Here is a 26,747-nt window from a genome sequence, read left to right as displayed (position 1 = left end):
AAAACGCCTAAAGAATCAACCTCAAAGAGATGTGTCCACACGATAGACGCAGTCGAGAAATCTTTTTGTGGTGTCAGATATTGCTATCTGGCACTAAATGATGAATTCAATAAACAAAGCCAGATGGTAACATCCGTCAGCACACTTAGGTTGCAGATGCTTCGTGCCTCAGCATGACATAGTCTTAAATGTTGTTATCCGTGTTTCTGCGCTTCCGTGGCAACAAAAAAGCCACAGAAATTTCTGTGGCCTTAATATGCTTTAATAGAGGGCTAAAACTATCCTTCCAGTTCCATAATCTCAGCAGCTAAACTTTCCCATTTATTTTGGCTGGCGTCTAACTCCTGTTTAGTTGCTAAATAACGTTTGTTCGCTTCTGCCAGTTTATCGGCTTTGGCGTAAACATGCTCATCAGCCAATTCTGCTTCAATATTTTTAACGTTCTGCTCCAGTTCGGTAATCAGCTTTTCTGTTTTCTGCAGTTCGTCGTTCAGCTTTTTTAATTGGTTGGCCGTATTTGGCGTAACAACTTTTGGCTGCTCCTTTTGTTTCTCTGGCATTTTAATCGGAATAGGTTTAGCTACAGGAATTATTCTTTTGCTATTCCATTCTTCATATTCGGCATAAGTACCAGGGTATTGTTTAATTTTTCCGCCTTCGATAAACCAGATTTTGTTGGCTACGTTATCTAAGAAATACCTATCGTGGGATACGGCAATAAAAGTACCTTCAAACTGATCTAAAGCCTGGATTAGGATGTTAACCGATTGAATGTCCAGGTGGTTGGTAGGCTCATCCAGAATCAGGAAATTTGAATCTGTTGTTAATGATTTGGCCAGGGCCACACGCGATTTCTCTCCTCCCGAAAGCACTTTGATTTTTTTGAAAACATCGTCGCCGGTAAAAAGGAAACAGCCTAAAATACTACGTAATTCGGTATCGCTATGTTTTGGGGCAAATGCCTGTAATTCTTCTAAAATCGAATTATCTAAATGCAGTGATTCTAATTGATGCTGCGCAAAGAAAGTAGTGGTAACATTATGACCGGTTTCGCAGAAACCTTCAAATTTTTCGGTTCCGGCAATCATTCTCAATAAAGTAGATTTACCCTTACCGTTTGCACCGATCAAGGCAATTTTATCGCCTTTTTCAATTACACCTTCAGCGTCATCTAAAATGTGCACATTTGGATAGCTCTTATTGGCATGCTCTATCCGCACCACGTGCCTGCCCGATGGTTTAGAAAATTTGAAAGCGAAGTTTACGGTCGGATTATCATCATCTACATCATCAATACGCTCCATCTTATCTAAAGCTTTCATGCGCGATTGTGCCATTTTAGCCTTGCTCGCCTTCGCTTTAAAACGCTCAATTAAACGTTCTTCCTGCTTTATTTTGGCTTGCTGGTTTTTAAATTCGCCCTTTTGGATTTCGCCACGTAAGGCTTTTTCTTCAACATAGAAGCTGTAGTTACCCGCATATACGGTTAATTTCCCTTTGCGCGATTCGACAGTACGGTTTACAATCTTATCTAAGAAGTACCTATCGTGAGATACGATTACAATGGCACCTTCAAAACCCATTAAATAGTTTTCCAACCATTTAATGGAAGGTAAATCCATGTGGTTGGTAGGCTCATCCAGTAATAGGATATCAGGCGTTTGCAGTAATATTTTAGCCAGCATTACACGCATACGCCAACCCCCGGAGAAGGTATTTAAAGGGCGCAATTGGTCTGCTGTACTAAAACCTAAACCAGCTAAAATTTCGTTTGCCCTGTATTCGATGTTATAGCCATCTAAAGCTTCAAACTCTTGCTGTTTATCGCTTAATTTAAATAAAACCTCTTCGCTATAATCCGTTTCGATTTTTTTAAGCAGTTCTTCAATCTCATCGTGCAATTGGTTTTGGCGTTCAAAAGCTTCCATGGCCACATGCAAAATGCTATGGTGCGAATCGTAAGAAAGTAAATCCTGGTTTAGGTAGCCAATTTTCAGGTCTTTAGACATGGAAACAGTACCCGAACTCGGTGCATATTCGCCTACAATTATTTTTAAAAGTGTTGATTTTCCTGTTCCATTGGCACCGATTAAACCAGCTCTGTCGCCGGGTTTAATGTGCCAGTTCGCGTCATCGTACAAGGCCCTTGAGCCAATCAGGAAGGTTAAATTATTTATTGAAATCATTTCGGCTGCAAAAGTACGAAATTTAAAGGCTTTTTCCAGCTGGAAAGTCAAATAGGATTAGCCAACAACATTAATTAGTTAGGAAAGCAATACTTGCTAATTGGTATCGTAGTAACCTTGAAAATCTGTTTTTGCAAAAACAAAAGCTTTTAAGTGCCTGTTTAGTAATTATTACTTTTTTAAATTGATACCCGATACAACGCCTATCTGCTCTATATCCTCAAATTTTAGTGATCTATAAAGCGGTAACGCATTACAATTGTCAGTACAGGGTTAAATGATGTTAAATTTTTATGGTATATAAAAATTATCATACCTTTGTTCTGTAATGAAAATAGTTACAGTATGAACAACAGTCATTTTTCTATATCGCTTCACATCCTTACGCTCCTCGATCAGGTGAAGGGACAGCTATTGAATTCTGAATATATTGCCGGAAGCATCAACTGTAATCCTGTTTTGGTAAGAAAAGAATTGGCCAACCTACATAAACATGGTTTTGTGCAGAGCAAGGAAGGAAAGGGTGGGGGTTCTACATTGGCGAAAAATTCTGCCGACATTAACCTGGGCGATGTTTATAGGGCGGTTAAGCAAAAAAGCCTGTTGGGCGAAAGCAAAAATGAACCTAATCCCGATTGCCCGGTAGGCAGACAGATTACCAAACACCTAAACGATTTATATGATGAAGCCGAAACCGCTTTGGTGAAGAACCTTTCATCTAAAACATTAAAAGATTTTAGTGCAGGTTTTAAATAAAAAATTTTGAGCATAACTGTAATAAAAAATATTACAATTTATATTGGATTAATAAATTTTAAAAATTAAATAACATGAAAGTAGCATTAATTGGAGCCTCTGGATTTGTAGGCAAAGCCATTTTAAACGAATTGGTAAGTCGTGGAAATGAAGTGATTGCCATTGCACGCGATACCGCTAAAATTGAAAATAACAATGATAAAGTAAGTAAAATCGCAGTCGATGTTTTAAATACTGAAAAATTAGCAGCGGTTTTAAAAGGTGCCGACGCAGTGGTGAGCGCTTTTAACGCAGGTTGGACCAATCCGAATTTATATAACGATACGGTACAGGGAGCAGAGGCTATTCAGGCTGCAGTAAAAGCTTCGGGCGTTAAACGTTATATTTTTATAGGTGGAGCAGGTACTTTGCAGATTGATGGTCACCAAATTGTAGATGGGCCGAACTTCCCTGCTGAATATAAGCCAGGTGCAACAGCAGTAAGAGATTATTTCAATACACTAAAACAGGAGCAAGAATTAGATTGGTTATTTTTTAGTCCGGCAATTGAGATGCATCAAGGCATCACCACTGGCCGTACCGGGAAATACCGCTTGGGTAAAACAAGTCCGGTTTTTAATGAAGAAGGCCGTTCCATCTTATCAGTAGAAGATTTAGCAATTGTTATTGCCGATGAGCTGGAGAATAATGTACACCACCAGGAGCAGTTTACAGCGGCATATTAACAATGGAAGTGGGAAAATGGATGATGGTGTAGTTGGATGGTTCATTGGTCATTAGTTCAGTGGTAACTGAAAATTATTAACTGATAACTGCTCTATTTTCCTTTTTCCCATTAAGTTCTTATCTTCGTGCCATGTATCGCCTTATTAAACCAATATTCTTCAAATTTGACCCTGAAAACGTACATTATTTTGTCGTGAAGCGGTTAAAATGGTTTAACGATAAATTTCCACTTGGTAAAACCATTATCCGTAGCAGCTTTGATGTACACATTAAAGGTCTAGAACGTGAGGTTTTTGGCATAAAATTCAGAAATCCTGTTGGTTTGGCCGCCGGATTTGATAAAAATGGAGAATATGTAGAGCCGCTTAGCAATTTGGGTTTCGGATTTATCGAAGTGGGTACGGTAACGCCAATGCCACAGCCCGGAAATGATAAACCCCGTATGTTCCGTTTACCTAACGATGAAGCTTTAATTAACCGGATGGGCTTTAACAATAAGGGTGTAGATGTAATGGCTGAGCGTTTGCGTTTGCTAAAAGATAAACATCCCGATATTGTGGTTGGTGGAAACATCGGTAAAAACAAGGCTACTCCAAATGAAGATGCAGTAAACGATTATATTAAATGTTTCGACCGTCTTTTTGATGTGGTCGATTATTTTGTGGTGAATGTAAGTTCGCCCAATACTCCGGGTTTGCGCGAGCTTCAGGAAAAAGAACCGTTAAAAAAAATCCTCAATACCTTACAGCAGCGAAATCGTAAAAACGATATTTCACGTCCGATTTTATTGAAGATTGCTCCCGATTTAACTGATGCGCAACTGGACGATATTATCGAGATTGTTGCAGAAACCAAAATTGCTGGCATTATTGCCACCAATACAACCATTAGCAGGGAAAATCTGGCTACTGAGAAAGACCTGACTACGCAAACCGGTGGTTTAAGCGGTAAGCCTGTTAAAGAGCGCTCCACTGAAGTAATTCGTTATCTTTCGGAGAAATCGAACAAAGCATTTCCAATTATCGGGGTAGGTGGTATTCATTCGGCAAAAGATGCAAAAGAGAAATTAGATGCGGGTGCATGTTTGGTTCAATTGTATACTGGTTTTATCTATGAGGGACCAGGGTTGATCAAAAGCATCTGTAAAGAGCTGGTTTAATAGAGTCATCACCCTGAACCGAGCCTTAGCGAGCTCACCGAAGGTAATTTATTTCAGGGTCTATCTTGCAGGAAAGATGCTGACCACGTAGTAGCTACAAGACAGTTGAAAACACTATTTATACTTGTAAAACAAGTTCAGCATGACGACCTCCTTAATGAATGTGCACTAAAAAATATAAATTAACAAAAGATCTCTCCACTACGCGTTGCTCCGGTCGAGATGACGCCGATTTTTAAAATCTGTTCATTGATAGCTGCTGAAGACCTTTACTAATCGAAAGTATATTGCATTACGGGTTAAAGAACTACTTCTGCCGGCTTACCATTTCATTAATCCAGATTGGTGCAAATGGAGAAGTACAGCCTTTAGAAACCGGGTAATCGCGATAAATGCCAAGTTTTTCACCTATGGCTAAGGCTCTTACTCTATAATCAGGGTGGTTAATGCCAATTTGGGCCAATGCGGTATTCATCGTCCATTGGATTTCTGGTGCTGCTTTAGGCATTTCTTTTTCAATCCGATCAAGAATTGCTGGGATGTCTATTCCTTCAGGTGCCCTGGTTATACGTCCGCTGGTTAAGCTCCAGCCTGCGCGGGCCAGCATAATATTTCCCGAATTCATCCACTTTTCCCTGAATTGCTCCTTATCAGGATATTCTTTAACAATGTAATTGTAAAACCAATCAGCTGCCCAGGTAAAATTTTCTGAAGCTACCATTTGCTCAATCTGTTCTGCAGATAGTGCTTTTGGTTTAAGGATTAAGATGGCCAGCAGTCGGGCGTCAATGTTTTCAGTTTCCCAGAGCTGAAGTGCAAGCTCATGATCGGTTTTGATCTTTTTGGCTATTGCCCTGATGTCGCCCATTTTAACGCCAAAAATATTTTCTCTGGCGCCGTTCTTAATGTGCATGGCGCGGACTTTCTCCTCGCCGAGCGATTCTAGTTTTGAAAGAGTTTCTGTAAGATTCATGGTTTTACCTTTCGCTGTTTCCAAATTTAAAGATTATCCAGATTTTTTAAGGCATAAAAAAAAGCATCCTTTGATCAGAAGGATGCTTTAAATTCTTTAAGAAGAAATTTCTAAAAACTATTTTGCCAAAGCAGCTAAAACAGCATTGTTTTTAGCTAATTGATCGTTTTTAGGTTGTGCAGAGCGGCTTCCTAACTCGATGTTAGTTGCTCTCTTTAAAAATGCTACCTCTTGGTGAGCTGTATTTTTATTTCTTCTGTCTTTTCTTTTTAATCTGGTAACTGCCATGGTAATAACCTTTTAATTATTTTATTTGTACAAATGGAGGTCGAGAGCGGATTCGAACCGCTGTAGAAGGTTTTGCAGACCTCTGCCTAGCCACTCGGCCACTCGACCCTTAAATTCAAGGCTGCAAAAATAGCAATTAATAGTTAGCCCGCAAATAATATCTCAATTTAATTTCGAACTCGCACTAACTCAGCACAAAAGATTGCCGCACTTACTGCCACGTTTAACGATTCGGCCTCACCAATTCTCGGAATGGTTACCGGTTTATTTATTTTTTTGATCACTTCTGCCGATATTCCCTTTCCTTCATTGCCCAAAATCACCAATCCTTCAGCTCCCCATTGCGTTTTGTAAATCGATTCGCCATCTAACAACGCCCCAAATACAGGGATGGTATTTTCCGCTAGCAAGGCTGGCAGATCTGCTTCGTAAATATTTACCCGCGCCAAAGAACCCATTGTGGCCTGTACAGTCTTAGGATTGAATACTTCTACACAGTCGGCAGAGCAGATGATGTTTTTAAAGCCAAACCAATCTGCCGTTCTGATAATGGTACCCATATTACCTGGATCCTGAACGCCATCTAAAACCAAAGTGAATTGATTTTTTAGCGCTGTTAGCGCTAATTCTCTGTTTTTTGGGATATGAATGAGCGCTAAAAAGCCTTGTGGCGTTTGCAGCGCACTAATCTTATCTAATTCGGCGTTCTTTACTTCAAATAAGTTTATATTTGCAGGCAATTTGGGTAACAAATTGTATTGTTCGCTGTTGTAAAATATAGTATGGATCTGGTAGCTTGACTGAAAAAATTCTTTTATGGATTTTATACCTTCAACAATAAATAAACCATGTTCTTTACGGTATTTTTTTTGATGTAACGACTTTATAAAACTAATCTGTGATTTTGAAAGCATACCAAAACTCAATAAATATTAAACTGAAAAGCACTGCAATATTACTATTTATTATTGTTTTAATTCAGGCCTGCTCATCAACTAAATACATTGCCGACTATCAATCGATAGTGAAAAAGGTTACTATTGATAGCGTTGATGCTAAATTTGAAGAACAGGCTTACAATTATGTTCAGAAAGATATCAGGCCGGCATCTAAGCTGAGTATCAATGTGCCTTTGTACAATTTGTTCAATACAAAAGACGGTCGGTATAAAACCAGTGATATTAAACCATTCGGTACGCCACCTGCTATCTTAGATAGTACATTGGTCGAGATTTCCAGAACACAGATACAAAAGTTTTTAAAAAGCAAGGGCTACCGCCAGGCCGAAGTAACTTCTGCCATCAAGATTGCAGATAAAAAGGCCGAAATTGTATTCAGCGCCAAACCTGGGCCTGCTTATTTTATTGAAAAACTTTCTGATTCGATACCAAATGCAAATATTAGAAACCTTTACGAATCGAATAAGGCTAAAATAACACATTTACACAAGGGAATGCAGTACGATGAAGACTCTTTAACTTATGAAAGGGAGCAGATTTATCGGATTATGAAAGAAAATGGATACTTCTATTTCTTAAGACCTTATGTAAATTTTGATGTATACGGTGCCGAAGCAAGCTCTAAAACTAACAAAATGGATCTGAATCTTAATGTAACAGATCCTGCAAATGGGCCACATAAGCAGTTTTATATTGGTTATACGCATTTGTTAATTGCGCCAAATCCTGATGGCTTGCCCGATTCGGCAAGGTATAAATTGAGCAAAGATACGTTGAACGGAATTATTTATACCGATTTCTCTAAGCGTTACAGGCGTAATCCGATCGTTCGTTACGATTTTCTGAAGCAAGGTGACCTTTATGATATCCGGAACGAAAACCTCACTTACGACCGCTTATATGAGCTAAATGTTTTCAAAAACGTAAAGATCGATTATTTCAGAAGGGACAGTACCTCAAATAAAATCAATGCGATCATTTTGCTCACCCCCCAAAAGGTAATGAGTAACCGCGTGGAGGGCGAGGTTCCGTTTAATGGTGGTACCGTTGGGTTTACCATCGGAAATACCTATACTAATAACAATATTTTTAGAGGGGCAGAACGATTCGAACTCCAGGTAAAAGGTGGTTTGCAATCGCGTATAGGTAACGGTGCCAAGGTTTTTAGTGATATTTATCAGCGCGATTTTTCAATCAGTGCCAGTATTTCGGTACCGAGATTGATGATCCCTTTCTATAACCCTGTTTTAGGTGGCAACGGAATGCCACACACTACTTTTGCAACCAGTTACATTTATGCCTTACAAAAAGATGTTTCGGTAAGAAGGATTTTCATCAACTCCATTACTTACGATTGGTTTGAAACCAAATCTAAGCTGCACTCCTTTACCCCATTAAATTTCGAGTACCGTTTTGGTAACCTTGATACATCTAAAGTGGATGCAATTACCCGCTTTAACAACCTTTATTATTCTTCACTACTCGATCGTAAAGATTTAACGCTGGGTATGAAATATACCTACACCTTGAATGCAGATAAGTTAAACCAACTGAGAACTTTTGTTTATTTAAGGGCGGGGATGGATATTGCAGGCAATATGTTGCAAGGCATATCGAAGCTAACAGGTTCAAAGCATGATCCGGCAAACAACGACCCTGCAAAGATATTGGGTTTGCCTTTTAACCAGTATACCAGGCCAGAGGTAGATATTAGGTGGTATAAACATTTGGGCGGCGAAAGGCAATTTATTGCCCGTTTAAACACCGGATTAGCCTACGCTTATGGTAATTCAATTTTAACGGGTATTCCTTTCGAAAAGCAATTTTTTGCCGGTGGATCTAACGGCTTAAGGGCCTGGCAGGCCAGAACCATTGGTCCAGGTAATTATAATAGACAGGTACTTGCCAGCGATGAAGTACGGAAGGCTGTTTTTGGGCTAGATCAACTGGGTACTTTACGGATAGAAACTAATTTTGAATATCGGTTTACAGTTGCCCGAAAATTTTTCGGGGCTACTTTGAAAGGGGCAGCGTTTGTTGACGCCGGAAATATCTGGAATATCCGCAGAGGAGAGTCGATTACACTTGAAAACCCTGAATTGGATGAATTGACCGTGTTTAAGCTTAGTAAAATGGCTAAGCAAATTGCTATTGGTACAGGGGTTGGTTTAAGGTACGATGTTCAGTATTTTGTTTTCAGGTTTGATGTGGGACTGAAACTTAAAGATCCTCAGTTTATCGGATCAGACCAGTGGGTAATCAGCAAATTTTTATCTGGGGCCAGAGATTTTAAAAATAGCTATAACGCCACACACGGGCCTGATACCTATCGTTTTCTACAGTACAACTTTGGTATTGGTATGCCATTCTAAATTAACCGAAAAGGCTTAGTGCCTTAGGTTTGGTATTCGGATCTTTAAATGAAAATTCTTTAAAGGGTTGCCATCTTTTATCCATGTGTTTGTAAACAGAAAAGGATGAAACCTGGAACTCGCGTTTAAATTTCCGGTCTTTAAATTCGGCAGAAAGCTGTTTGAAAATGGGTGGTTTTACATCTCTAAACGCCAAAGTTAAATGTGGATTGAATTTTTCTTTTTTCTCTATCAGTTTTAAAGGTTGTAATATTTTTGTAATCTGTTTTTCCAGGCTCATTAAGCCCTCATTTTGTTCAACATCGAGATAAAAGGTATGCTCAAGAAATGAATTGAAGTTTCGGAGTACCTGTGTAAATGGCTCACTGAAAGAAGCATCTGCTAAAGCTTCAAAAAATCTTTTTTCTGCATCGTAAGCTGATAGTTTTACCGGGGGGTATAAGGTAATATGGGCAGGCCGTTTTAATGATTCATGCACATTAAATTTCTCTGAAATGTATGTCCTAATCTCGTCTATGTCTTCTGCAACAGAAAAAGGAGGAACTAAACATACTAAAAATAGATTTTCCATGAATCAAATTTACTAAAAATTTTAGTAAAACAAAAAAATATAGGAATTGCTGCTGTCTATCGAGGCCACATTTATTTGTGAAGCAAATTCAGCAACTTTTAGCTTATTGCAGTCCCGCTCCCGCTTCTGCCGATTGAAATAACCGGCATCTCGCTTCGATCGGGTTTAGGGGGCTTAATATGTGCTGCTATTGGTGGTGAAATAAACCCGAGCGACAGCGTTATCCCGATTTAAAGTGATTTTTTTATCATTTAAATTTTATCGGGATTAAGCAAAGGGCGGGACTGGTATAACCGAAGCACCACAGGCCTTGCTTTTCTAAAAAAACAAATTTAATAACTTGCCGACATTGCGAGGCACGAAGATAACCGAACGAAGTGAGCTCATGAATGCCTTTAAAAACAAAGGCAAAAATGAATAATCTTAAAGCAATCGCTAGGATTGTCTTATTTATTTGCGAAGTTCAGCCCATAGTAGTAAGATTGCTTCGTGCCTCGCAATGACGATTTTAGTTAGGAAAATCAGACGAGGTTTTTTAACCCATCAAATATACTTTCGAAAAAGGTAGAAAGGTTTAAGCCATTGCTGTGGTTAAAATACACAAATACCAGAAAAACAATGACCACAAATATGATCAGTTTGCGGAAGGCAAAGGCAATAATTACCAGTATAATCGGAATGATGAAAAGCCATAAACTATTTATGGCATACGGACTTAAATCGGTATCTTTTTTATACACATACACCAGTTTGCTATGCGTACCAGAGTCGTTTTGATGTTTGATGTAAACGAAGGTAGATTTATCGATTGGTAAAGGCAGCACGGCTATGCCATCGTTAAATTTTAGTACCTGTGTAAAACCACTTACACTAAAGGTGTAGGTTCCGTTTATATTTTCGTTGGGGTTGTTTAGTGAATCGGCGGCTATTATGGCCAGTTTATTATTTTTAAGCAAATTTTCTTTTACCAGAAAATTATTGATTGCTGCGTTTTGTGCATGGCTGAAAAACCCGGTTAAACACAGCGAAAGCAAGAGTAAGATTCGTTTCATTCGATAGAACGTTTATTGTAAATTAAATAACCGATATGCAATAATACACCATTTCTTTTAACTGCATCATTATATAAATTATAACTTAAGCTTACAGGGCCGAGCGGTGAGTGGTAAACTAAACCTGCAGTACCTGCATAGCGTATTTTTGTGATGGCTTTAGCATAATCTACGTCCTGAAAATTATTCAGCTCAAACTCTTTATGTGGCAAAAATAAATAACCTTCCAATCTAAAATCGAGATTTTTTTTAACATTATAAATGTTTTTTATTCCGCCGGCAGCATAGGTAGTGGCCCTGAATTTATCCAGAAATAATGACCTGCTATCTTGCAAAGGATAAAAGGCCGGAGCAGTTAAAAGCGTAGCGTAATAATTGCTAAATAAAGGTTGGTTAGAGAAAACGCCTTCCACAATATAGCCCAATGTATATTTTTTGATGTGTAAAAAATAATTTTCCTGGGTAAGTTTTATGCTTCCCCATTGGCGCAAATGACTGCTGCCCGGAATTTTAACAAAACCTGGAGTGGTGCGGAAAATATTGCCGGGATTATAGTTTTCGCGGCCCGTGGTATAATTGAAACTTAGCGAAAAGCTTTGACCTCTGCTGGGATACTGTTTCCGGTTTAACGAATTTTTTTCGAGATTTAATGATCCCCTAAATCCATTAAAAATAGTTTGATCAAGCAGATCGCCAACCGCAAAGGTATTGTTTGGGCTATAGCGATCATTATTATTTATAAAAGTAGAATGAAGAACGATTTTGGTGTTATAATTTAAAGGCATTCCCATCATTAGGTCAATCTTACGGTCAGATTGCTCGATGTAAATGGGGCGTGGGTTTTCGATAAATATCTGGCTGGTATTATAAAAATTCCAGTGATTATAGGTTAATTCCGCCGCCAGAAACAAAGGTAGTCTGGTTGGATAATCTACCCGGCCATTAACCTGTACCGATTCGTAAAAGCGGCCAGAGTAAAAGCTGGTTCCAAAAGTATACGATTTTCGGTTGAGGTAATTGTACTGGGCACCTAAAAAAACATTGCTGATGGGCCTTGTGGATATATTGCCGCCCAATTCGAGTTTGAAGCTCTTTTTCGGCTGTGCCACCACCTCAAAAGTATAACTGTCTGTTGCTGCCTGATAAGAAATTTTAGGATATACGGTTTCGAAAGTTTGGTCGGCAACCAGTTTATAATACCCACGTTTAATATCTTGCAGGTTAAAAGTAACTTTATCGCTTTTGAAAAGTCTTTCTACGTATTTTTTCTGCTGACTGTTTACACCGGTTACGATGATATTGCTGAACTTTAAATCTGGCTTTTTCGCATTAAATTTTTCCCTTCTTTGTGCCAGTTCTTCATTGCTCACTCTTTTGCTGATTAAGGCTTTAATCCTTGGCATATCGGCTATTGTTGCATCATAGCCTTTTTTAATCAGCTCTTCTACAGGAGCAAAATTGGTTACGCTATAAGTAGCCAGATTGGGCTGGATGTATACGCCATTTTTTCCGATCATGGTAGAATCTGATTTGGATAGAAACATGTATACCAAAAAGCGGTTCATTAAACGATCATCGATGTTTTTGGGGTATTCGTTATAGGTTTTTGAAGAAACATTGGCGCCGATCACATAATCAGGTTTAAAGTCTCTTTCCATTACATCGGCAGGGAAATTATTGTACAGACCTCCATCAAAAACGTATTTTCCATCTAGTTTAATGGGCCGGTAAATAATCGGAACCGTCATGGTTGCCCTTACTGCTTCTGCTAAACTTCCTTTGCTTACCGTGATACTTTTTTGCGAAAGTACATCTGCAACCATACACCGATAGGGAACAAAAAGATTATCAAAATTGTCTTTAGAAACAGCTGAAGCCTGGGCGAAAAGCTCAAGAAAGGCAAAATTTAATGGAATATCGTTAATGAGGTTAGAACGGAAGCTAAAATGAAAACCTGTATCAATTGCCACTTTTGCGGTAAGCATAGAGGCATTGGGCGCATTTTTCTGAAAGAAAAAGGTGTAATCGCTGGTGTACCGCCCATTTACCCAGTTTTGGAAGTCGTTGCTTCGTGCAATTTTTTCTATCTCCGCAGGGCTATAACCTGCGGCATACATGGCGCCAACTATGCCACCCATCGATGTGCCTGTAATGTAATCGATAGGGATGTGGTTTTCTTCCAATGCCTTTAATGTGCCAATGTGCGCCAATCCTTTTGCACCGCCACCGCTAAACACAAGACCTACCTTTTGCGCCTGCAATTGGTTACAGTACAGAACGAAGAGAATCAGCAAAAATCTTTTAAAAGTTACCACCCTTAAAAATAGGGGTTTTCTTTTAAAATTAGTTCAATATGAAAATGTTGTATGTTAAAAATGATGCAAAACTTACCCAAATAATGTAGGGGATAAATATTAAACCCGCCCATTTGTTTATTTTATAGAACATAGATGCATTGATGACAATGATGATCAACAGTAAAATAATTTCTGCCAGGGCAAAACCTACCTCGCGCAGATAAAAGAAAATAAACGACCAACCCAAATTTAAAATTAACTGGATTAAATAAATGGCAACTGTTCGCGGGAAATGAACAATTTTATCGCGTCTAATCCATACCAGATAAGCCGCAATACCAATAAGTATATACAGTGTAGTCCAAACAGGTGCAAAAAGCCAGTTTGGTGGATTAAAGGATGGTTTGTTTAACGTTGGGTACCAGGTTTTAACCGATTGAGCGGTTGCCCACCCGCCTAAAGCACCAACACCCAGTGTGATGGCTATATTAACAATAAAAGCTAAAGGTTTAAATTTCATGCGCTAAATTTGAGTTTAAACAACGGTAAACCCTAAATGTTTTATCTGCCAATGCCTGGTACTACTGGTAGGCTTTCAGTATCATCGTTTCCGATGCTTTGTACCGCAAATAAATAATTGTCTTTACTATAAGGCAATCGTAATTCGGTGGCAGAAGTGAAAAATTTCTTTTCCCAAACTGCGCTGCTGGTTTCGCGCATTAAAACATAATAGCCTTTTACTGTACCATTAACAGGTGCTTTCCAGTATAAAAAGGTAGCGTTGCTCAGGTTTTTTACATCAACTTTTACTTCGGTAGGGCTTGAGGGGGCTTTGGCCAGATTGGCCAAAACCGCAATATTTACACCTGTATTTTTGCGTAAATATTCGAAATCCATAAATTCCTGAAGGTCGCCATACCTAATGCCTTTCTCCGTTCTAAGGTCCTGGTGCTGGTGATCGAAGTTCTCGTTCATTTCAGTTATGCGCACCGCTGTAAATCCATTTTCTACGAACGGGGTATGATCTCCACCACGGAGAAATCTATCGTTCCGGTAAATTAATTTAACTTCTAACTGATCTACATAACGCTCACCTATTTCTTTAACGTATCGTGCCAACTGACGGCTTTTGCCATCGTTTTCTAAACCAAACTGACGGATGCTCTTCGCATTTTTATCCAGCTCGAAGCTGGGTAAACCCTCACTAAATACACGTAATCTGGTATTGTCGATAATTTGTGTTTCACTACTGTTGTTGCTGCCAATCATATCGTTGTTTAACATGGCATCTACATTCCAGTTTTCTTTTTTTGCTTTTGCAGCCATAAAGCCAGAGCCTAATAAAGATTGTTCTTCACCGCTTACGGCTACAAAAATTATGGTGGCAGAAAATTTATATTGACTCATAATTCTTGCAGCCTCAATTACGCCCGCAACACCACTGCCATCATCATTGGCGCCAGGTGCATCACTGGTTCTGTTCATTACATCGGTAACACGGCTATCAAGGTGTCCGCTCACCACATAAACACGTTTGTCGTTAGCATCAGTGCCTTTTAGTATGGCTACAGCATTGCCCAAAAGTGTAGGCTGATCTACTCTTTTGCCATCGGGTTTAAATGTAATGGTATCCAGGTATGCCGTAAGCCTGCCATCTCCTTGCTTGGCAAACTGATTAAACTTATTTACAACCCAATTTCTGGCAGCTCCAATTCCTTTCGTTTTACTTTTAATATCACTAAGCGTATTTCTTGTTCCGAAAGAAACCATTTTACTGATATATGATTTTAGCGAATCCTGGTTTACAGCCTTAACCATTTTATCAATATCCTGATTTCGGTTAACCACAACCTGTGCCTGTAGCGGTAAACTTATGGTAACAAGAAATATGAGTGTGTAGATTTTTTTCATCTGTCGGGTTTTTCAGAAATAATGATTTATTTAAAGCGAATATATTGAATGATTCCTTGAATACAGGCGGTTTAAACCTAATCTCTTGTAACATTTTGGGCATAAAAAAGCCCTTTGAAATTAATCAAAGGGCCTCAAATTTAATTTTAATATTACCTTGCCACAGTTAATGCAAGCTCTTGTGTCGGGTTCCAGTTGCCAAAAGCTTTTTTAGCTGAAGCTTTGGCTGTATTTAATTCAATAGCTCCGGCAATCGTTAAAAATGTTTTTTCAGGAGAGATCTGGCTGTAAAAATTTTTAACATCTGCCAAGGTTAATGCATTAATCGAATTTTCATTTACCGTTTGGTCATAATCGTAATCCTGCAATTTTAAACTGGCAATTAATTTAGCTTTAGCTGTATTAAAAGTTTTTTGGTCGAAGCTTGCATGTTGAATTACCGAAGCCATTGCTGCCAGGTCCTTATCAAGATCTGCATTTAATGTAGCCAGTTTACCGCTGTTATCCTTAAAGCTAATATTTGAGTTTTTATTTATGTTTTCATTTAAGACCGCATTTAATAATTCAACCACACCATCTTTTTTATGGCCGAAAGCTTTGCTATCCAGCGTAAAACTAGAGTATGCTTTTGGCGACCTGTCATTTTCAGATATGATGATGTTCATGCCATTTTTGAGTTTATAGCCAACAGGTTCTTTAAAAGATTGCGCTTTAGCGGTGTAAATGCATAGCATGCTTAATGCTGCAATGAAGATTTTTTTAATTTTGTTCATTTTGTTCTTTCTGTTATGGGTAATGTTTTAATTTGGTGTGCGTTTTTAAGCTAATTTGGTGTTGTCTAGGCATTGGAAGGGTTTAAAATTCCGGACGAACGGGCGTATATACGTGATAAAGACTTAAATAGTTTTTGCAAATATATATTTTATTCATTTTGTTCATTATTTATTCGTGAAAATATTCTCCCGGTATGCTAAGTTTTATTTGCAACGATAACCTGATAGTGATGAACCATTTAATTGATGACCCATGTAATCGTCAGGGGGATTACGGGTCACTTTTTGTAGCTTAAAAATTGATTGCTGAATGTACTTGTTGCACATAAATGATTTCAACCATTTATATGTGGGGTAAGCCAAAACTGAGCACTACACCTGCAGGCTATTGATGATGATGATTTAGCTGCCGATCATTAAAGGGTAACAGGCAATTTCATTAAGTTGAGCCATTCTACGCCAGCAAAAATAATTAACCACAGATGGGAAGGGATGCACACAGATATGAAAATCCGTGTTTATCTGTACTCATCTGTGCTCAAAAACGCTTAACTTAATCCTATTGGGGTAATGGGAAAGTGCCATTCGACATCAGCAAAAATAATTTAATCACAGATGGGAGGGGATGCACACAGATATAAAAATCTGTGTTTATCTGTGCTCATCTGTGGTTAAAAACGCTTAACTTAATGCTATTGGGGTAATGGGTAATGTGCCCATTCGACACCAGCAAAAATTATTTAACCACAGATGGGAAGGGATGCACACAGATATGAAAATCCGTGTTTATCTGTACTCATCTGTGCTCAAAAACGCTTAACTTAATCCTATTGGGGTAATGGGAATGCGCCATTCTACACCAGCAAAAATAATTTAACCACATATGGGAGGGGATGCACACAGATATAAAAATCTGTGTTTATCTGTGCTCATCTGTGGTTAAAAACGCTTAACTTAATGCTATTGGGGTAATGGGTAAAACTATACCATGGTCTGCGAAAAGGCTAAAGAAATAGCGCAGGTGTTTTTAAAACAATAGCTCTGCTTTTTCTTTGCTAAAAGATTTTTAATTTATTGCTGGTTGAAAAATCATTAAGAGGCATACAGGTGATCAGATGCCGATTTTAAAGGAATATCTTCAATAAAATCTTTTATTTCCCTGATGGTTTCTTCTGGTTCGCTAATTTGCGGAAAATGCCCCGTGGCTTTCATTACAACCAAAAAATTCTCTGGTGTATTTTTATGGATAAATTCGCCGGCCGATAAAGGAGCCATAATATCGTTCGAACTTTGCAGGGTAAGACTTGGCACGCCCAGATTCTTTAAATCGTCTCTATAATCGGCCTTAAAAGTTGCCATTGCAAAGGCCAGTGCCACGCTTGGGTCGGTAGCCTCAAAACATTCCTGTAAAAAATCAGCTAATTCGGGTTTTAAAGGGGTATTCATTACTACTGGTGCCAATTGTTTGCTCCAGGCCACATAATCATCTGCTATGTGCTCAAATATGGTTTCAATATCTTCAATATTAAATCCGCCTATATAATCACGATCATTTAAGTACCTTGGCGAAGGGCCAATAAAAACTAATTTTTTGAATGCTTCTGGCACCTGTAATGCGGCAATCATGCCAATCATGCTGCTTACCGAGTGACCAACAAAAATAATGTTGGTTAAATCAAGCGCTTCTATAATATCGATTACATCACAGGCATATCCTTCGAGTGTAGCATATTTCCTTTGGTCGTATTGGCTTAGGTCTGAATCACCCGATCCAACATAATCAAATAGTATTACTTTGTAGGATTGGAGAAAAGCATCTGTAATAAATTTCCAGGAACTTTGCGCACAGCCAAAGCCATGGGCAAATACAATTACCTGGCTCCCTTCGCCAAGGATTTTAACGTTGTTTCTGATGAGAATAGGATGCAAGATATTTGGTTTAAAATTCTTACTTAAGTTAAGCAATGTTATTATGTTTTTCTTAAAAAATAAATAATGAACGCAATGCATTGCTGATTAGCGAATATTTTATGTTTTGCACTTAATTGTTATCTTGCGTTATATCTATACTAAAACGATTAAGTTGTATGAGAAACAGTATTTCTATATTATTGATAATGTGCTTTTCAGCATTTTGCGCGCAGAGCCAGGTAAATCTAAAAGCCTTTAAAGCTAACGGAGCTACCGTTTCTTCCAATCAAAAAGAACTCATGCTCACCTGGCCAGCTGGTAAAGGAACCTTAGGTAAAATGATTTTAGATCTTGATCGTACCAAACCATTGTTTAAAAGTTTGCTGTTGGGTAAGCAAGGTGCTTTAAAAGAAGTTGCTGCTCATCTCGACCCTGGATTTGTGCTGAGAATAGGTAAACGGACTTTAAGTCCGAACAGTGGGGGTTGGGATGTTTTTTTCGACCGGGTTCCAACCAAACCATATACCACAAATGTTGTAAAATTCGAAAAAGGCGCAGCCAGTGTTTCTACGAAAGGCTCGCAAACTGTGTTGCGGATAGATGGAGTTCAATGCGAAACCTTCAGCGGTGCTTTGGAAATAACAATTTACAATGGAAGTCCTTTATTTAATGTGGCTGCAGTGATATCAACCCCAAGAGATTCTACAGCTATTTTATATGATGCCGGATTAACGAGCAAAAAAGACGCCTGGACCAATATCGCTTGGTCTGATGTAAAAGGAAACCTTCAGCGCGAAAAGGCGGTACAAGCAGATCCAAGTGAAAATTTAGAAGTAAAATACCGTACCGTTATTGGCGAAAACAATGGTGGAAGTTTGGCCGTTTTTCCTGCTCCACATCAATATTTCTATCCCTTAGATGAAGCTTTTAACCTTAAATTTACCTGGAAAGGCAGTAATTATTTAAACTTAATCCCCGACTTTGGTATTGGGATCAGGCAGGATCCATTAGGCGATAAACGTTATGTACCCTGGTTTAATGCACCACCAAATACCCAACAGCGCCTTAATTTTTTCTGTTTATTGAGTACTGGGAAGGCAGGAGCAGCGTTGGATGAAGTTAAAAAGTTTACACATAATGATACTTATGTGCCGTTAGCAGGTTATAAAACAATGGCTAGCCATTTCCACAATGAGTTTATTTCGGACGTAGTGCTGAGCGGAAAAGCCGTTCCGGAAAAGCCCGAGTTTGTTGAGGTATTGAAAAAGGCAGGTTTGAATATTGTTAAGCTTGCCGAATTTCACGGACCAGGCCACCCCAAAGGACCAGATTCGGTACGTTTAAAGGAATTAGATGCTCTGTTTAAACAAACAAAAAGATTATCTGACCCTAATTTTTTATTGTTACCAGGAGAAGAAGCCAATAATTTTTATGGTGGACATTGGCTGGCATTTTTTCCAAAACCAATTTATTGGATCATGTCGAGAAAAAGCGATCAGCCTTTCGAAACCAACGATCCTAAATACGGTAAAGTTTATCGTATTAATGATAAAGCAGAAATGCTTAAACTATTGGAGCAAGAACATGGCTTAGCCTGGACTGCCCATGCCCGAACAAAGGCTTCGACAGGTTATCCAGACAAATATAAAGAAGAAGACTTTTTTAAATCGGAGACTTTTATGGGCGCAGCATGGAAGGCCATTCCAGGAGATCTTTCGTTGACGACCTTAAGTAAACGGGTATTGAACCTGATGGATGATATGGCCAACTGGGGTTTGAAAAAACACATTATCTCAGAGGCTGATATCTTTACCATTACTGAACAAAATGAAATGTATGCACACTTAAACGTGAATTATTTACAGTTGGATAAAGTACCTAATTATGCCGATGGCTGGCAGCCTGTTTTAGATGTAATGCGGAAAGGAAAGTTTTTTGTATCAACAGGTGAGGTCTTGATCCCGGGCTTTAATGTTAATGGAAAAGGCGCGGGAGAAACTTTGAAGATTGATAATAATGGAAAAGTAATGATAAACATGCAGCTCAACTGGACATTTCCCTTAAGCTTTGTGGAAATTGTATCGGGTGATGGAGCAAAGGTTTACCGCAACCGTATTAATTTAAACGATACCCAGGCTTTTGGCAAAAAGGATTACAGTTGGGCAGTTAATTTAAAAGGGCGTAAGTGGGTAAGGGTAGAGGCCTGGGATATTGCAACCAACGGTGCTTTTACACAAATGGTTTGGCTGGAGTAGTTGTACTGTCATTCTGAGGGATAATTTATTGTATAAAAATCAATATGAATGACGTGTATAATTCAATATTTCTTTTGCCCTATGACTCATCCTTGCCTCGGCTCGCCGCCGCCGATGGGGCTCTTTCTTTTTGTTGTCAAAAAGAAACAAAAAACACCGGCTGAAAATTTTTCTTTCGAAGCTAGTGGGTTGGCTGGGTCGGTGGAGCCCGAAAAATTTGTTAGGCCGGATTTAAGCAGAACGAAGATATGGTGCTATGGCCCAGTTGGGTGGAATGCATAAGCAATAAAGGGCTGATTAATAAATAATTACAAAATAATGTCAATGGTGGCGCAGCGAAGAATCTAAGCGATAAAACACCTAAACTTATACGATCTGTCGTCCTGAAGGGTAATTTGTTTTATAATGATAGGAGGATTTAAAGGATTAAATCTCCTCAGATTATCGTCATTGCGAGAAGGCTTTTTCAGCCGGTGAAGCAATCTTAATACATTCGCTATACCCATAGCTGTAAGATTGCTTCGTCGTTCCTCCTCGCAATGACGATTCTAAACTTAAATGCGCTTACATGTCTTAAATGGTAAAATAACAACGCTATGTTCGAAAAAGACCATGAATAGCATTCTAGAACTACCCCCGAAGACCAATTTGATGTTGATAAGTATAAAAGGTACTTACGAACTCCAACGTCGAGTTTCCGTGTTTTTGTGCTTCCGTGGCAAAATTGGTTTTCTAGTGTTTGGTGGGTAACCAAACAGCGTAAGGATTTAATATATGGATTGAATAGTAGTCCTATTATTGTGCAGATTCTTCACTGTGTTTAGAATGACAGCCGTTTTCAAAATGAAATTGCGTTATTGCATCAATTCTAAACCTTCTAATAGCGAGATAAAAAAAAGTAATAGAATATAAACCAGCCAACAATCCCGCACATACAGCAGATGGGGTGATTCCGAAATCGTGATTTTTAGGAAAAGAGAAGTGAAGTGTGAGCATCAATGCAAATACCACCAAAATGCTGTACAAACCATTTAGGCCTGCTTTTTTTAATATAAAAGGATAACCTGTAATTTTTTCTTCTATCTTATAGTTAATGGCGCCGGAGTGTTGCAGTATTTTTATTTTTTTTAAGATATCGAGGGTAATCATAAAGGGCAGGAGCAATGACATCGGCAATAAAAACCTGGCCAGATTTTGCTCTCCACTAAATAAATGCACCGAATTTTGTGCTTTAAAAGCAAAATATGGCACTACAGTATTTAATACCGTGTTTGGGATAAGGTGTATCAGCAGGTTTTTGCGCACAAAATTTCGCCAGTTCGACACTTTTGCCTGCTCATCGTATTGCACTTTATCAGACATTGACCAATTCGTTTAAATTTTCTTTAATCAGTTCCATTACCCTGTCTTTGATCTGCCAGGCTTCAAATTCCCGAAGGAATGATTCGTTTGACATAAAAGAGAAATCCAGCTGTCCATTAAAAGTGCTGCATACCAAAGTGTTGGCATTTTTCCATGGGAAAGCAACCGTGGGGCTGTAAATGGTTTCAATAGAAAAATGCTGATAATCCTTTGGGATGTTTAAAAGCCCCATGTTGCTGAGCGTTACATCGTGTGTGCCCTTGGTTGTTTTCAAAAAGCCAATCATTTTATTTACTGATGAATGGAAATACTCGCTCATGTTTAACAGGTCGTGAACTTTCATTTCTGCTACTTTTGTTTCCAGATCGGTTTTTAAGGCTCTTGTTTTTGTCCAGAAATCGTTTTCGCCTTGCGCTAGTTTTAACTCTACAATGGGTGCAAAGGCAAACATGGTATCTTGTTTTATGGCTTCTACAAACCGCCTGATATCAACCGGACAGATCACTTTTCCATGAGCTTTGGTGCCTTGTACATGTTTAAAAGCTTCCATAAAGGCCACACAGATGGCCGCATGCACGGTTGTGTTTTCTTCTTTACACTTAATTAATAGGTTTTTGGTGTCTTCTGCACTGATTTTCCAATGAACGGTGTAATTGCTCCTGTCTATGTTATTGTTTGAAGTAGATTTAAAAAAGAAAAACAAACGGCCAAGCGCTGCAAAAATTTTCCCTTTAAAATGGTCAGCCTTACTGGTCACAAAATCTGCTGGTAAAAGGTCGCGAACAGAAAGAAATGAAGGATATGGAGCCAGATCTTGTTCAGGATCATCAATCAAAGTCATCAGCTCCCGCATTAGATTTAAAATGGTAGTTCCATCGCAGATACAGTGTGGAAGTACGAGCAAAAGGTCTGATTCGGTTTCACCTTTTAACCAAACTAACTTAGCTAGTGGCTCGTTTGGGGCATCAAAAAGTTTATACCATTCTATTTTTGATTGTTTTAACCAATCCTCGTCTGTTAAACGATCAGCAGTTCTAACGGGTATTTTTCCAATGTTTTCGTTCCGCACGAAATATGGTGTTTTGCCTGTAGCATCGATATTCATTTGCAGCAGCGGATGTTTCTGCTGGATTTTAAACAGTGCCTTGTGCAAATTTTCCTCACTGATTTTACCCAAAATTTTGGCGCCAAAAACACAGTTTAGCGGTGTTTTGGTATCTACATGCATTATTCTTTCACCTAAAATTAATCTTCTTTTCATGCGGTCGCAGTTAAAATCCCGATTGGTTTTTCAACCTGTTCTTTAAGGATAGCTATTACTTTTTCTTTTATGGCTTCTGCTTCTACAAAAGGAACATAACCCTCGCTGGCCACAAAGGTAAAATCCATTTGATTGCGGTAGGTGGAGGCAATCATGGTGGTGGTGTTGCCTAACGGTCCCATTACCGAAGGGCTGAATATGGTTTCTACTTCGAAGTTGCGATATTGGTAACCGATGTCTATTTTGCCCAGGTTGGAAAACATACAATCATTACTCGATTTTCCATACTTTAAGAAATTAGTGAAGTTGTTTAATGCAGGGTGGCAGGCTTCCATCATCATCATCAGGCTGTAAGGATTAAGTTTGGCCGATTTATCATTCACATCTTTTTGTAAGGCCCTCACATTATCAATAAAGTCTTTTTCTGGCAGCAGGGAAAGTACAATCATTAATCCGAAGGCAAAAATGTGGTCTTTCTTAATAATCGGATTAAAATTCCGGATATCAACAGGTAATGATATTTTGTTAAATGCTTTTTCTTTTCTCACGGCTTTAAAGGCCGTTAAAACTGCGGCACTCAACAAAGTATTTACGGTGAATTGATTGGTTTTGCAAAACTGGATTAGCTGTTTGGTAAGTTCCTGATCGAATTTCCAGCGGAGCATAAAATCCTTTTTTCGCTCTACAGCTACTTTTTTGATCGGGATGATCCAAAGTGCTAAAGTGGCAATTTTGCCGATTAATCCGTTTTTGGCCCTGTTGCGGTAGCTGTTTAATACCTTTTTCGGAATTACATCCTTTATATCCATAATTGGAATTTCTTTCCCAATATTGGCGTCGGGGTCATCCAAAAGCTGAAGCAATTCTGTTAAAATAGAAAGTGCCGAAGTGCCATCGCAAAGACAATGGTGATATACCATCAAAAATTCGGATACGGCTTTACCTTTAACCCAAGTAATGCGGCAAAGTGGTGCAATTGAAGCATCAAAAACGGTTTTCCACTCATAAGTTGATTCCTCCTCCCAATGCTCATCGCTTAATCTATCTACAATGCGAACTGGAATTCTAAAGGTTTCGGTAAGATTGGTTACAAACCAAGGCCTTTTATCTTCATCAAAACGTATTGCGGCGGTTAACCAGGGGTGCTTTTTTTGGATTTTAAATAAGGCAAACCTTAAATCATCTTCATTGATTTCTCCCCTGATTTTGAAAGGTATTACAATATTAAACGGACTGTTTCCATCTCCGTATAACATCCTTTCGCCAAATAACAGTTTTCTTTTCATTTTTTAGTATTATTCTGAGTTGTCAACTTTCTAGTAACCTGGTTATGCAAGTTGACAACTCTTAAAGCTATGTTCATGCGTTCCGTCATGCTTGCGATTAGTTTAGTCGATTCGTCATGCTGTCCCGAAACTTCGGGATCAGCATCTTTCATGCTATTAAGACCCTGAAATAAATTCAGGGTGACGACCGAGAAAGGCCTCGAGATGACGACCGAAGGTTTACAAGCTGTTGGTTTCCACAACCTGTGCGGTTTTTGCAAAATCTTCCAACAATTGCACAGCTTTGTCATTCCCACCAGCTTCGATAAATGTTTCTTTTATTTTTTGTGCCGCCTCGCGGTATTTAGGGTTTTTTAAAAGCTCGAAAACGGTATCTCTTAATTCGCTGATGCGTAACCTTTTGTAACGGATGCTTACTCCACAACCTGCTTGCTCAATTAGTTTAGCCGTATGAAAATGATCATAGGCGATAGGCGTAATCAACATTGGTAAGCCATTGGTGAAGGTATCATTTACCGTATTAAAACCACCATGGCAGATTACCGCATCCATGTGCGGCATCAACTCAGATTGCGGAACAAAGCCGTTTACGATAAAATTATCAGGCCATTGTTCGAAAATATCGGGATTGGTTGCCGCTACAATGGTTACAGGCTGGTTTTCGAAAGCAGTAATCAGTTTTTGGAAAAATTCTTTACGGATATCAACCAGCAAAGTACCCAACGAAACAAAAACTTTAGGGGTGGTGGCTTGACTTAAACGTTCCCAATCAAAAGGGGCTAAATTTGGCCTCCCTTTTACCGGTCCAACAAAATGCATGTGCGGTGGTTTTTCTTCAAAACCTGCAAATGCCTGTGAAGTGAAAACCATATTCAACTCATGCGAATGGATGTGAATATCATCGCTATATATGCCTACTTCTCTTTGTAAACCTTTAATTAAGTTTTGTTGCCATTCGAATATTTTGGGTGCACTGTTAGCCGTATCACCCATCACATCGGGTGGCACCGGGGTAGTGGTAACCGATGGTATGCCTTTTAAATGTGCACTTAATGCACCGGCAAAGGTAATGCAGTCATTAATAATTACATCAGGTTTCCAGGCATCAACAAAGTTGTTTAGTCCTTTCATCATCATTTTTGCAAAAGGAACATAGGTTTCTTCAAGGGCCAGTTTCATTACCTCCGGACCAGAACACGCCGGGCCATCATCCTGACGTTTTAAAATGCGTTGTATTTCATCAGCATACGCTGCCAGATCTTCTTCAGGGTAAATGAATTCGCCGCCTTCAGGTAAATGTACCTGTGCAAGTGGGGTAATACCCAGCCATTTTACTTCATGGCCGCGGGCCAATAAACTTGCGCCAATACTTAAAGTTGGACTGATATGGCCAAAAAAAGGCGGGACAACGAAAAGGAATTTTGACATAATGTATAATTTAACTGATGAATACGTTTGAGGTTTTGTTGCTTAATGCTTCCAATAAATCGGCGGCACTTTCTGTTCCGCCAGCCTGGATAAAAGATTGTTTGATCTGTTCTGCGGCGATTTTATAACTTTCGTTCTGCAGCACTTTGTTTACCGCTTCTTTAAGGTGGTTGGCTTTAAAACGGTTAAAGTTTAAACGCTCTCCGGCACCTACTCTGAAAACACGTCCGGCCACATGGCTTTGATCGTATGCTATTGGAATAACCACCATGGGCAGGCCATTCATCAAGGTTTCGCAAACGGTATTGTGTCCGCCATGGCAAACCACGGCATCAAGGTGAGGCAAAAGTTCCAATTGTGGTACCTGGCGCTGTACCGTAAAATTGGTAGGCCATTCTTCAAATAAAGCAGGATCTGAAACGACAACTACGTGTAAGTCTTCATTAGCGAAAGCTTCGATTACCTTGGCAAAAAAGGCTTTTTTATGCTCATGATCGAAGGTGGTACCAATGCTGACCAGTATTTTTGGTTTGCTGGTATGAAATGCTTCCCAGTGGAAAGGAATTGTAGTTTTACGGCGGTTAAAAACGGGGCCTACAAATTTAAAATGCCCGGGTAAATCCATCTCTCCAAAAAAATCTCTAGAGGTAAATACCAAAGTGGCAAGATCAGAGCAGGCAATAGAATCTGTGGCATTTATACCGAATTCTTTTTGCAGCGCTACAATCTGATTTACTTCCCATTCATGCACTTTGGGCAGTTCATCCATAACTTTTATGGCTGCAGGTGCGGTAACTGATGTAACATAAGGATAGTTTTTATTGCTTGCAGCAATGGCTCCGGCAAACATCTGATGATCGGTTATCACCACATCGGGTTTGAACTGATCGAGTAAATCGGCAATGCCGTCATAACTGTGCCTGTTAAGTGGAATCAATACTTCCTCGTACAGAAATTTGATGCTATCTATACCGTAAACAATCTTTTTGGTGATGATATCGAGGTATTTTTCTGAATCTTTCTTCTGTTGGTCGTTTTGGTTGTAACTGATCAACAGCAACTCGCCTCCGGCAGGAAGTTTATCACCTAATAATTCATCTAAAGTGATCCATCCTACACGGTGGCCTCTTTCAAGCAAGGCAGTGCCCATACTTAGCGTAGGGTTAATATGGCCGGTTAGCGGAGGAACAACAAATACAAATTTTGCCATGTGTGTTTAAT

The 26,747-nt window shown here is 39.0% G+C and carries 21 protein-coding genes and 1 tRNA gene; 5 read left to right on the top strand and 17 right to left on the bottom strand.

Annotation, left to right across the window (positions count from 1 at the left end):
- Positions 1-278: 278 nt before the first annotated feature.
- The gene (locus ACTJKN_RS14870) at positions 279-2,186 is read right to left on the bottom strand and encodes an ABC-F family ATP-binding cassette domain-containing protein (RefSeq protein WP_440826144.1); all 1,908 of its coding nucleotides are present in this window, start codon (positions 2,184-2,186) and stop codon (positions 279-281) included.
- A gap of 345 nt (positions 2,187-2,531) precedes the next feature.
- Here ACTJKN_RS14870 and ACTJKN_RS14865 point away from each other — a divergent pair, with 345 nt between their 5' ends.
- The 3 genes from ACTJKN_RS14865 (at position 2,532) to ACTJKN_RS14855 (ending at position 4,827) form a co-directional block, all read left to right on the top strand.
- Positions 2,532-2,942, top strand: a complete 411-nt coding sequence (locus ACTJKN_RS14865; protein ID WP_440826142.1) for an Rrf2 family transcriptional regulator — start codon at positions 2,532-2,534, stop codon at positions 2,940-2,942.
- A 74-nt stretch (positions 2,943-3,016) separates the two neighbouring features.
- Complete coding sequence (locus ACTJKN_RS14860) at positions 3,017-3,667, top strand: NAD(P)-dependent oxidoreductase (protein WP_440826140.1); 651 nt, start codon at positions 3,017-3,019, stop codon at positions 3,665-3,667.
- A 131-nt stretch (positions 3,668-3,798) separates the two neighbouring features.
- Complete coding sequence (locus tag ACTJKN_RS14855) at positions 3,799-4,827, top strand: quinone-dependent dihydroorotate dehydrogenase (protein WP_057933574.1); 1,029 nt, start codon at positions 3,799-3,801, stop codon at positions 4,825-4,827.
- 307 nt (positions 4,828-5,134) lie between these two features.
- Here ACTJKN_RS14855 and ACTJKN_RS14850 read toward each other — a convergent pair whose 3' ends face one another.
- From ACTJKN_RS14850 to ACTJKN_RS14835, 4 genes are all read right to left on the bottom strand, one after another.
- Complete coding sequence (locus tag ACTJKN_RS14850; RefSeq protein ID WP_440826138.1) at positions 5,135-5,800, bottom strand: DNA alkylation repair protein; 666 nt, start codon at positions 5,798-5,800, stop codon at positions 5,135-5,137.
- 117 nt (positions 5,801-5,917) lie between these two features.
- Complete coding sequence (locus tag ACTJKN_RS14845) at positions 5,918-6,088, bottom strand: hypothetical protein (protein ID WP_029275070.1); 171 nt, start codon at positions 6,086-6,088, stop codon at positions 5,918-5,920.
- Positions 6,089-6,122: 34 nt separating this feature from the next.
- Positions 6,123-6,196: transfer RNA gene (locus tag ACTJKN_RS14840), tRNA-Cys, on the bottom strand.
- Between the two features lie 59 nt (positions 6,197-6,255).
- On the bottom strand, positions 6,256-7,002 hold the full coding sequence (locus tag ACTJKN_RS14835; protein ID WP_440826135.1) for a TrmH family RNA methyltransferase: 747 nt from the start codon (positions 7,000-7,002) through the stop codon (positions 6,256-6,258).
- Here ACTJKN_RS14835 and tamL point away from each other — a divergent pair.
- Positions 6,993-9,419, top strand: coding sequence for a translocation and assembly module lipoprotein TamL (gene tamL / locus ACTJKN_RS14830; RefSeq protein ID WP_440826133.1), 2,427 nt, complete (start codon positions 6,993-6,995; stop codon positions 9,417-9,419). The two genes, ACTJKN_RS14835 and tamL, sit on opposite strands and share 10 nt — an antisense overlap.
- A gap of 1 nt (position 9,420) precedes the next feature.
- On the opposite strand, the gene ACTJKN_RS14825 is transcribed toward tamL, so the two are convergent.
- From ACTJKN_RS14825 to ACTJKN_RS14795, 7 genes are all read right to left on the bottom strand, one after another.
- Positions 9,421-9,990 (bottom strand): 2'-5' RNA ligase family protein, encoded by a 570-nt coding sequence (locus ACTJKN_RS14825; protein WP_440826130.1) that lies wholly within the window; start codon positions 9,988-9,990, stop codon positions 9,421-9,423.
- Between the two features lie 521 nt (positions 9,991-10,511).
- Positions 10,512-11,042 carry a hypothetical protein gene (locus ACTJKN_RS14820; protein ID WP_440826128.1) on the bottom strand — a complete coding sequence of 177 codons (531 nt, stop codon included), beginning with the start codon at positions 11,040-11,042 and terminating at the stop codon, positions 10,512-10,514.
- A complete protein-coding gene (locus ACTJKN_RS14815; protein WP_440826126.1) occupies positions 11,039-13,336 on the bottom strand; it encodes a patatin-like phospholipase family protein in 2,298 nt (765 codons plus the stop codon). The genes ACTJKN_RS14820 and ACTJKN_RS14815 overlap by 4 nt, the downstream gene beginning before the upstream one ends.
- A 49-nt stretch (positions 13,337-13,385) precedes the next feature.
- Complete coding sequence (locus tag ACTJKN_RS14810; RefSeq protein ID WP_440826125.1) at positions 13,386-13,859, bottom strand: TspO/MBR family protein; 474 nt, start codon at positions 13,857-13,859, stop codon at positions 13,386-13,388.
- 41 nt (positions 13,860-13,900) lie between these two features.
- Positions 13,901-15,250, bottom strand: a complete 1,350-nt coding sequence (locus ACTJKN_RS14805; RefSeq protein ID WP_440826124.1) for a M28 family metallopeptidase — start codon at positions 15,248-15,250, stop codon at positions 13,901-13,903.
- A gap of 152 nt (positions 15,251-15,402) precedes the next feature.
- A complete protein-coding gene (locus ACTJKN_RS14800) occupies positions 15,403-16,023 on the bottom strand; it encodes a hypothetical protein (RefSeq protein ID WP_440826123.1) in 621 nt (206 codons plus the stop codon).
- 1,092 nt (positions 16,024-17,115) lie between these two features.
- The gene (locus tag ACTJKN_RS14795; RefSeq protein ID WP_440826122.1) at positions 17,116-17,952 is read right to left on the bottom strand and encodes an alpha/beta fold hydrolase; all 837 of its coding nucleotides are present in this window, start codon (positions 17,950-17,952) and stop codon (positions 17,116-17,118) included.
- 158 nt (positions 17,953-18,110) lie between these two features.
- Between ACTJKN_RS14795 and ACTJKN_RS14790 the strand changes: the two genes are divergently transcribed.
- On the top strand, positions 18,111-20,189 hold the full coding sequence (locus ACTJKN_RS14790) for a hypothetical protein (protein WP_440826120.1): 2,079 nt from the start codon (positions 18,111-18,113) through the stop codon (positions 20,187-20,189).
- 795 nt (positions 20,190-20,984) lie between these two features.
- Here ACTJKN_RS14790 and ACTJKN_RS14785 read toward each other — a convergent pair.
- The 5 genes from ACTJKN_RS14785 to ACTJKN_RS14765 all read right to left on the bottom strand — a co-directional run bounded on the left by ACTJKN_RS14785 (position 20,985) and on the right by ACTJKN_RS14765 (position 26,736).
- On the bottom strand, positions 20,985-21,551 hold the full coding sequence (locus ACTJKN_RS14785) for a hypothetical protein (protein ID WP_440826118.1): 567 nt from the start codon (positions 21,549-21,551) through the stop codon (positions 20,985-20,987).
- The gene (locus ACTJKN_RS14780) at positions 21,544-22,812 is read right to left on the bottom strand and encodes a hypothetical protein (protein WP_440826116.1); all 1,269 of its coding nucleotides are present in this window, start codon (positions 22,810-22,812) and stop codon (positions 21,544-21,546) included. Before ACTJKN_RS14780 ends, ACTJKN_RS14785 begins: the two co-directional genes overlap by 8 nt.
- Positions 22,809-24,098, bottom strand: coding sequence for a condensation domain-containing protein (locus tag ACTJKN_RS14775; RefSeq protein WP_440826115.1), 1,290 nt, complete (start codon positions 24,096-24,098; stop codon positions 22,809-22,811). Before ACTJKN_RS14775 ends, ACTJKN_RS14780 begins: the two co-directional genes overlap by 4 nt.
- Positions 24,099-24,317: 219 nt before the next feature.
- The gene (locus ACTJKN_RS14770) at positions 24,318-25,526 is read right to left on the bottom strand and encodes a glycosyltransferase (RefSeq protein WP_440826113.1); all 1,209 of its coding nucleotides are present in this window, start codon (positions 25,524-25,526) and stop codon (positions 24,318-24,320) included.
- 10 nt (positions 25,527-25,536) lie between these two features.
- Positions 25,537-26,736, bottom strand: coding sequence for a glycosyltransferase (locus ACTJKN_RS14765; protein ID WP_440826111.1), 1,200 nt, complete (start codon positions 26,734-26,736; stop codon positions 25,537-25,539).
- Between the last annotated feature and the right edge of the window lie 11 nt (positions 26,737-26,747).

Origin of the sequence: Pedobacter sp. 22163 (genome assembly GCF_052045595.1) — a bacterium.
GTDB lineage: Bacteria > Bacteroidota > Bacteroidia > Sphingobacteriales > Sphingobacteriaceae > Pedobacter.
This window is presented reverse-complemented; position numbering and strand designations above follow the sequence as displayed.

What these genes read in the sequence shown, in the direction of transcription:
- ACTJKN_RS14820 (WP_440826128.1), bottom strand. Translation starts at nt 11,042, where the DNA reads ATGAAACGAATCTTACTCTTGCTTTCGCTGTGTTTAACCGGGTTTTTC.
- ACTJKN_RS14835 (WP_440826135.1), bottom strand. Translation starts at nt 7,002, where the DNA reads ATGCTTTCAAAATCACAGATTAGTTTTATAAAGTCGTTACATCAAAAA.
- ACTJKN_RS14800 (WP_440826123.1), bottom strand. Translation starts at nt 16,023, where the DNA reads ATGAACAAAATTAAAAAAATCTTCATTGCAGCATTAAGCATGCTATGC.
- ACTJKN_RS14870 (WP_440826144.1), bottom strand. Translation starts at nt 2,186, where the DNA reads ATGATTTCAATAAATAATTTAACCTTCCTGATTGGCTCAAGGGCCTTG.
- ACTJKN_RS14805 (WP_440826124.1), bottom strand. Translation starts at nt 15,250, where the DNA reads ATGAAAAAAATCTACACACTCATATTTCTTGTTACCATAAGTTTACCG.
- ACTJKN_RS14780 (WP_440826116.1), bottom strand. Translation starts at nt 22,812, where the DNA reads ATGAAAAGAAGATTAATTTTAGGTGAAAGAATAATGCATGTAGATACC.
- ACTJKN_RS14825 (WP_440826130.1), bottom strand. Translation starts at nt 9,990, where the DNA reads ATGGAAAATCTATTTTTAGTATGTTTAGTTCCTCCTTTTTCTGTTGCA.
- ACTJKN_RS14790 (WP_440826120.1), top strand. Translation starts at nt 18,111, where the DNA reads ATGAGAAACAGTATTTCTATATTATTGATAATGTGCTTTTCAGCATTT.
- ACTJKN_RS14765 (WP_440826111.1), bottom strand. Translation starts at nt 26,736, where the DNA reads ATGGCAAAATTTGTATTTGTTGTTCCTCCGCTAACCGGCCATATTAAC.
- ACTJKN_RS14860 (WP_440826140.1), top strand. Translation starts at nt 3,017, where the DNA reads ATGAAAGTAGCATTAATTGGAGCCTCTGGATTTGTAGGCAAAGCCATT.
- ACTJKN_RS14770 (WP_440826113.1), bottom strand. Translation starts at nt 25,526, where the DNA reads ATGTCAAAATTCCTTTTCGTTGTCCCGCCTTTTTTTGGCCATATCAGT.
- ACTJKN_RS14775 (WP_440826115.1), bottom strand. Translation starts at nt 24,098, where the DNA reads ATGAAAAGAAAACTGTTATTTGGCGAAAGGATGTTATACGGAGATGGA.
- ACTJKN_RS14810 (WP_440826125.1), bottom strand. Translation starts at nt 13,859, where the DNA reads ATGAAATTTAAACCTTTAGCTTTTATTGTTAATATAGCCATCACACTG.
- ACTJKN_RS14855 (WP_057933574.1), top strand. Translation starts at nt 3,799, where the DNA reads ATGTATCGCCTTATTAAACCAATATTCTTCAAATTTGACCCTGAAAAC.
- ACTJKN_RS14845 (WP_029275070.1), bottom strand. Translation starts at nt 6,088, where the DNA reads ATGGCAGTTACCAGATTAAAAAGAAAAGACAGAAGAAATAAAAATACA.
- ACTJKN_RS14785 (WP_440826118.1), bottom strand. Translation starts at nt 21,551, where the DNA reads ATGTCTGATAAAGTGCAATACGATGAGCAGGCAAAAGTGTCGAACTGG.
- ACTJKN_RS14850 (WP_440826138.1), bottom strand. Translation starts at nt 5,800, where the DNA reads ATGAATCTTACAGAAACTCTTTCAAAACTAGAATCGCTCGGCGAGGAG.
- ACTJKN_RS14865 (WP_440826142.1), top strand. Translation starts at nt 2,532, where the DNA reads ATGAACAACAGTCATTTTTCTATATCGCTTCACATCCTTACGCTCCTC.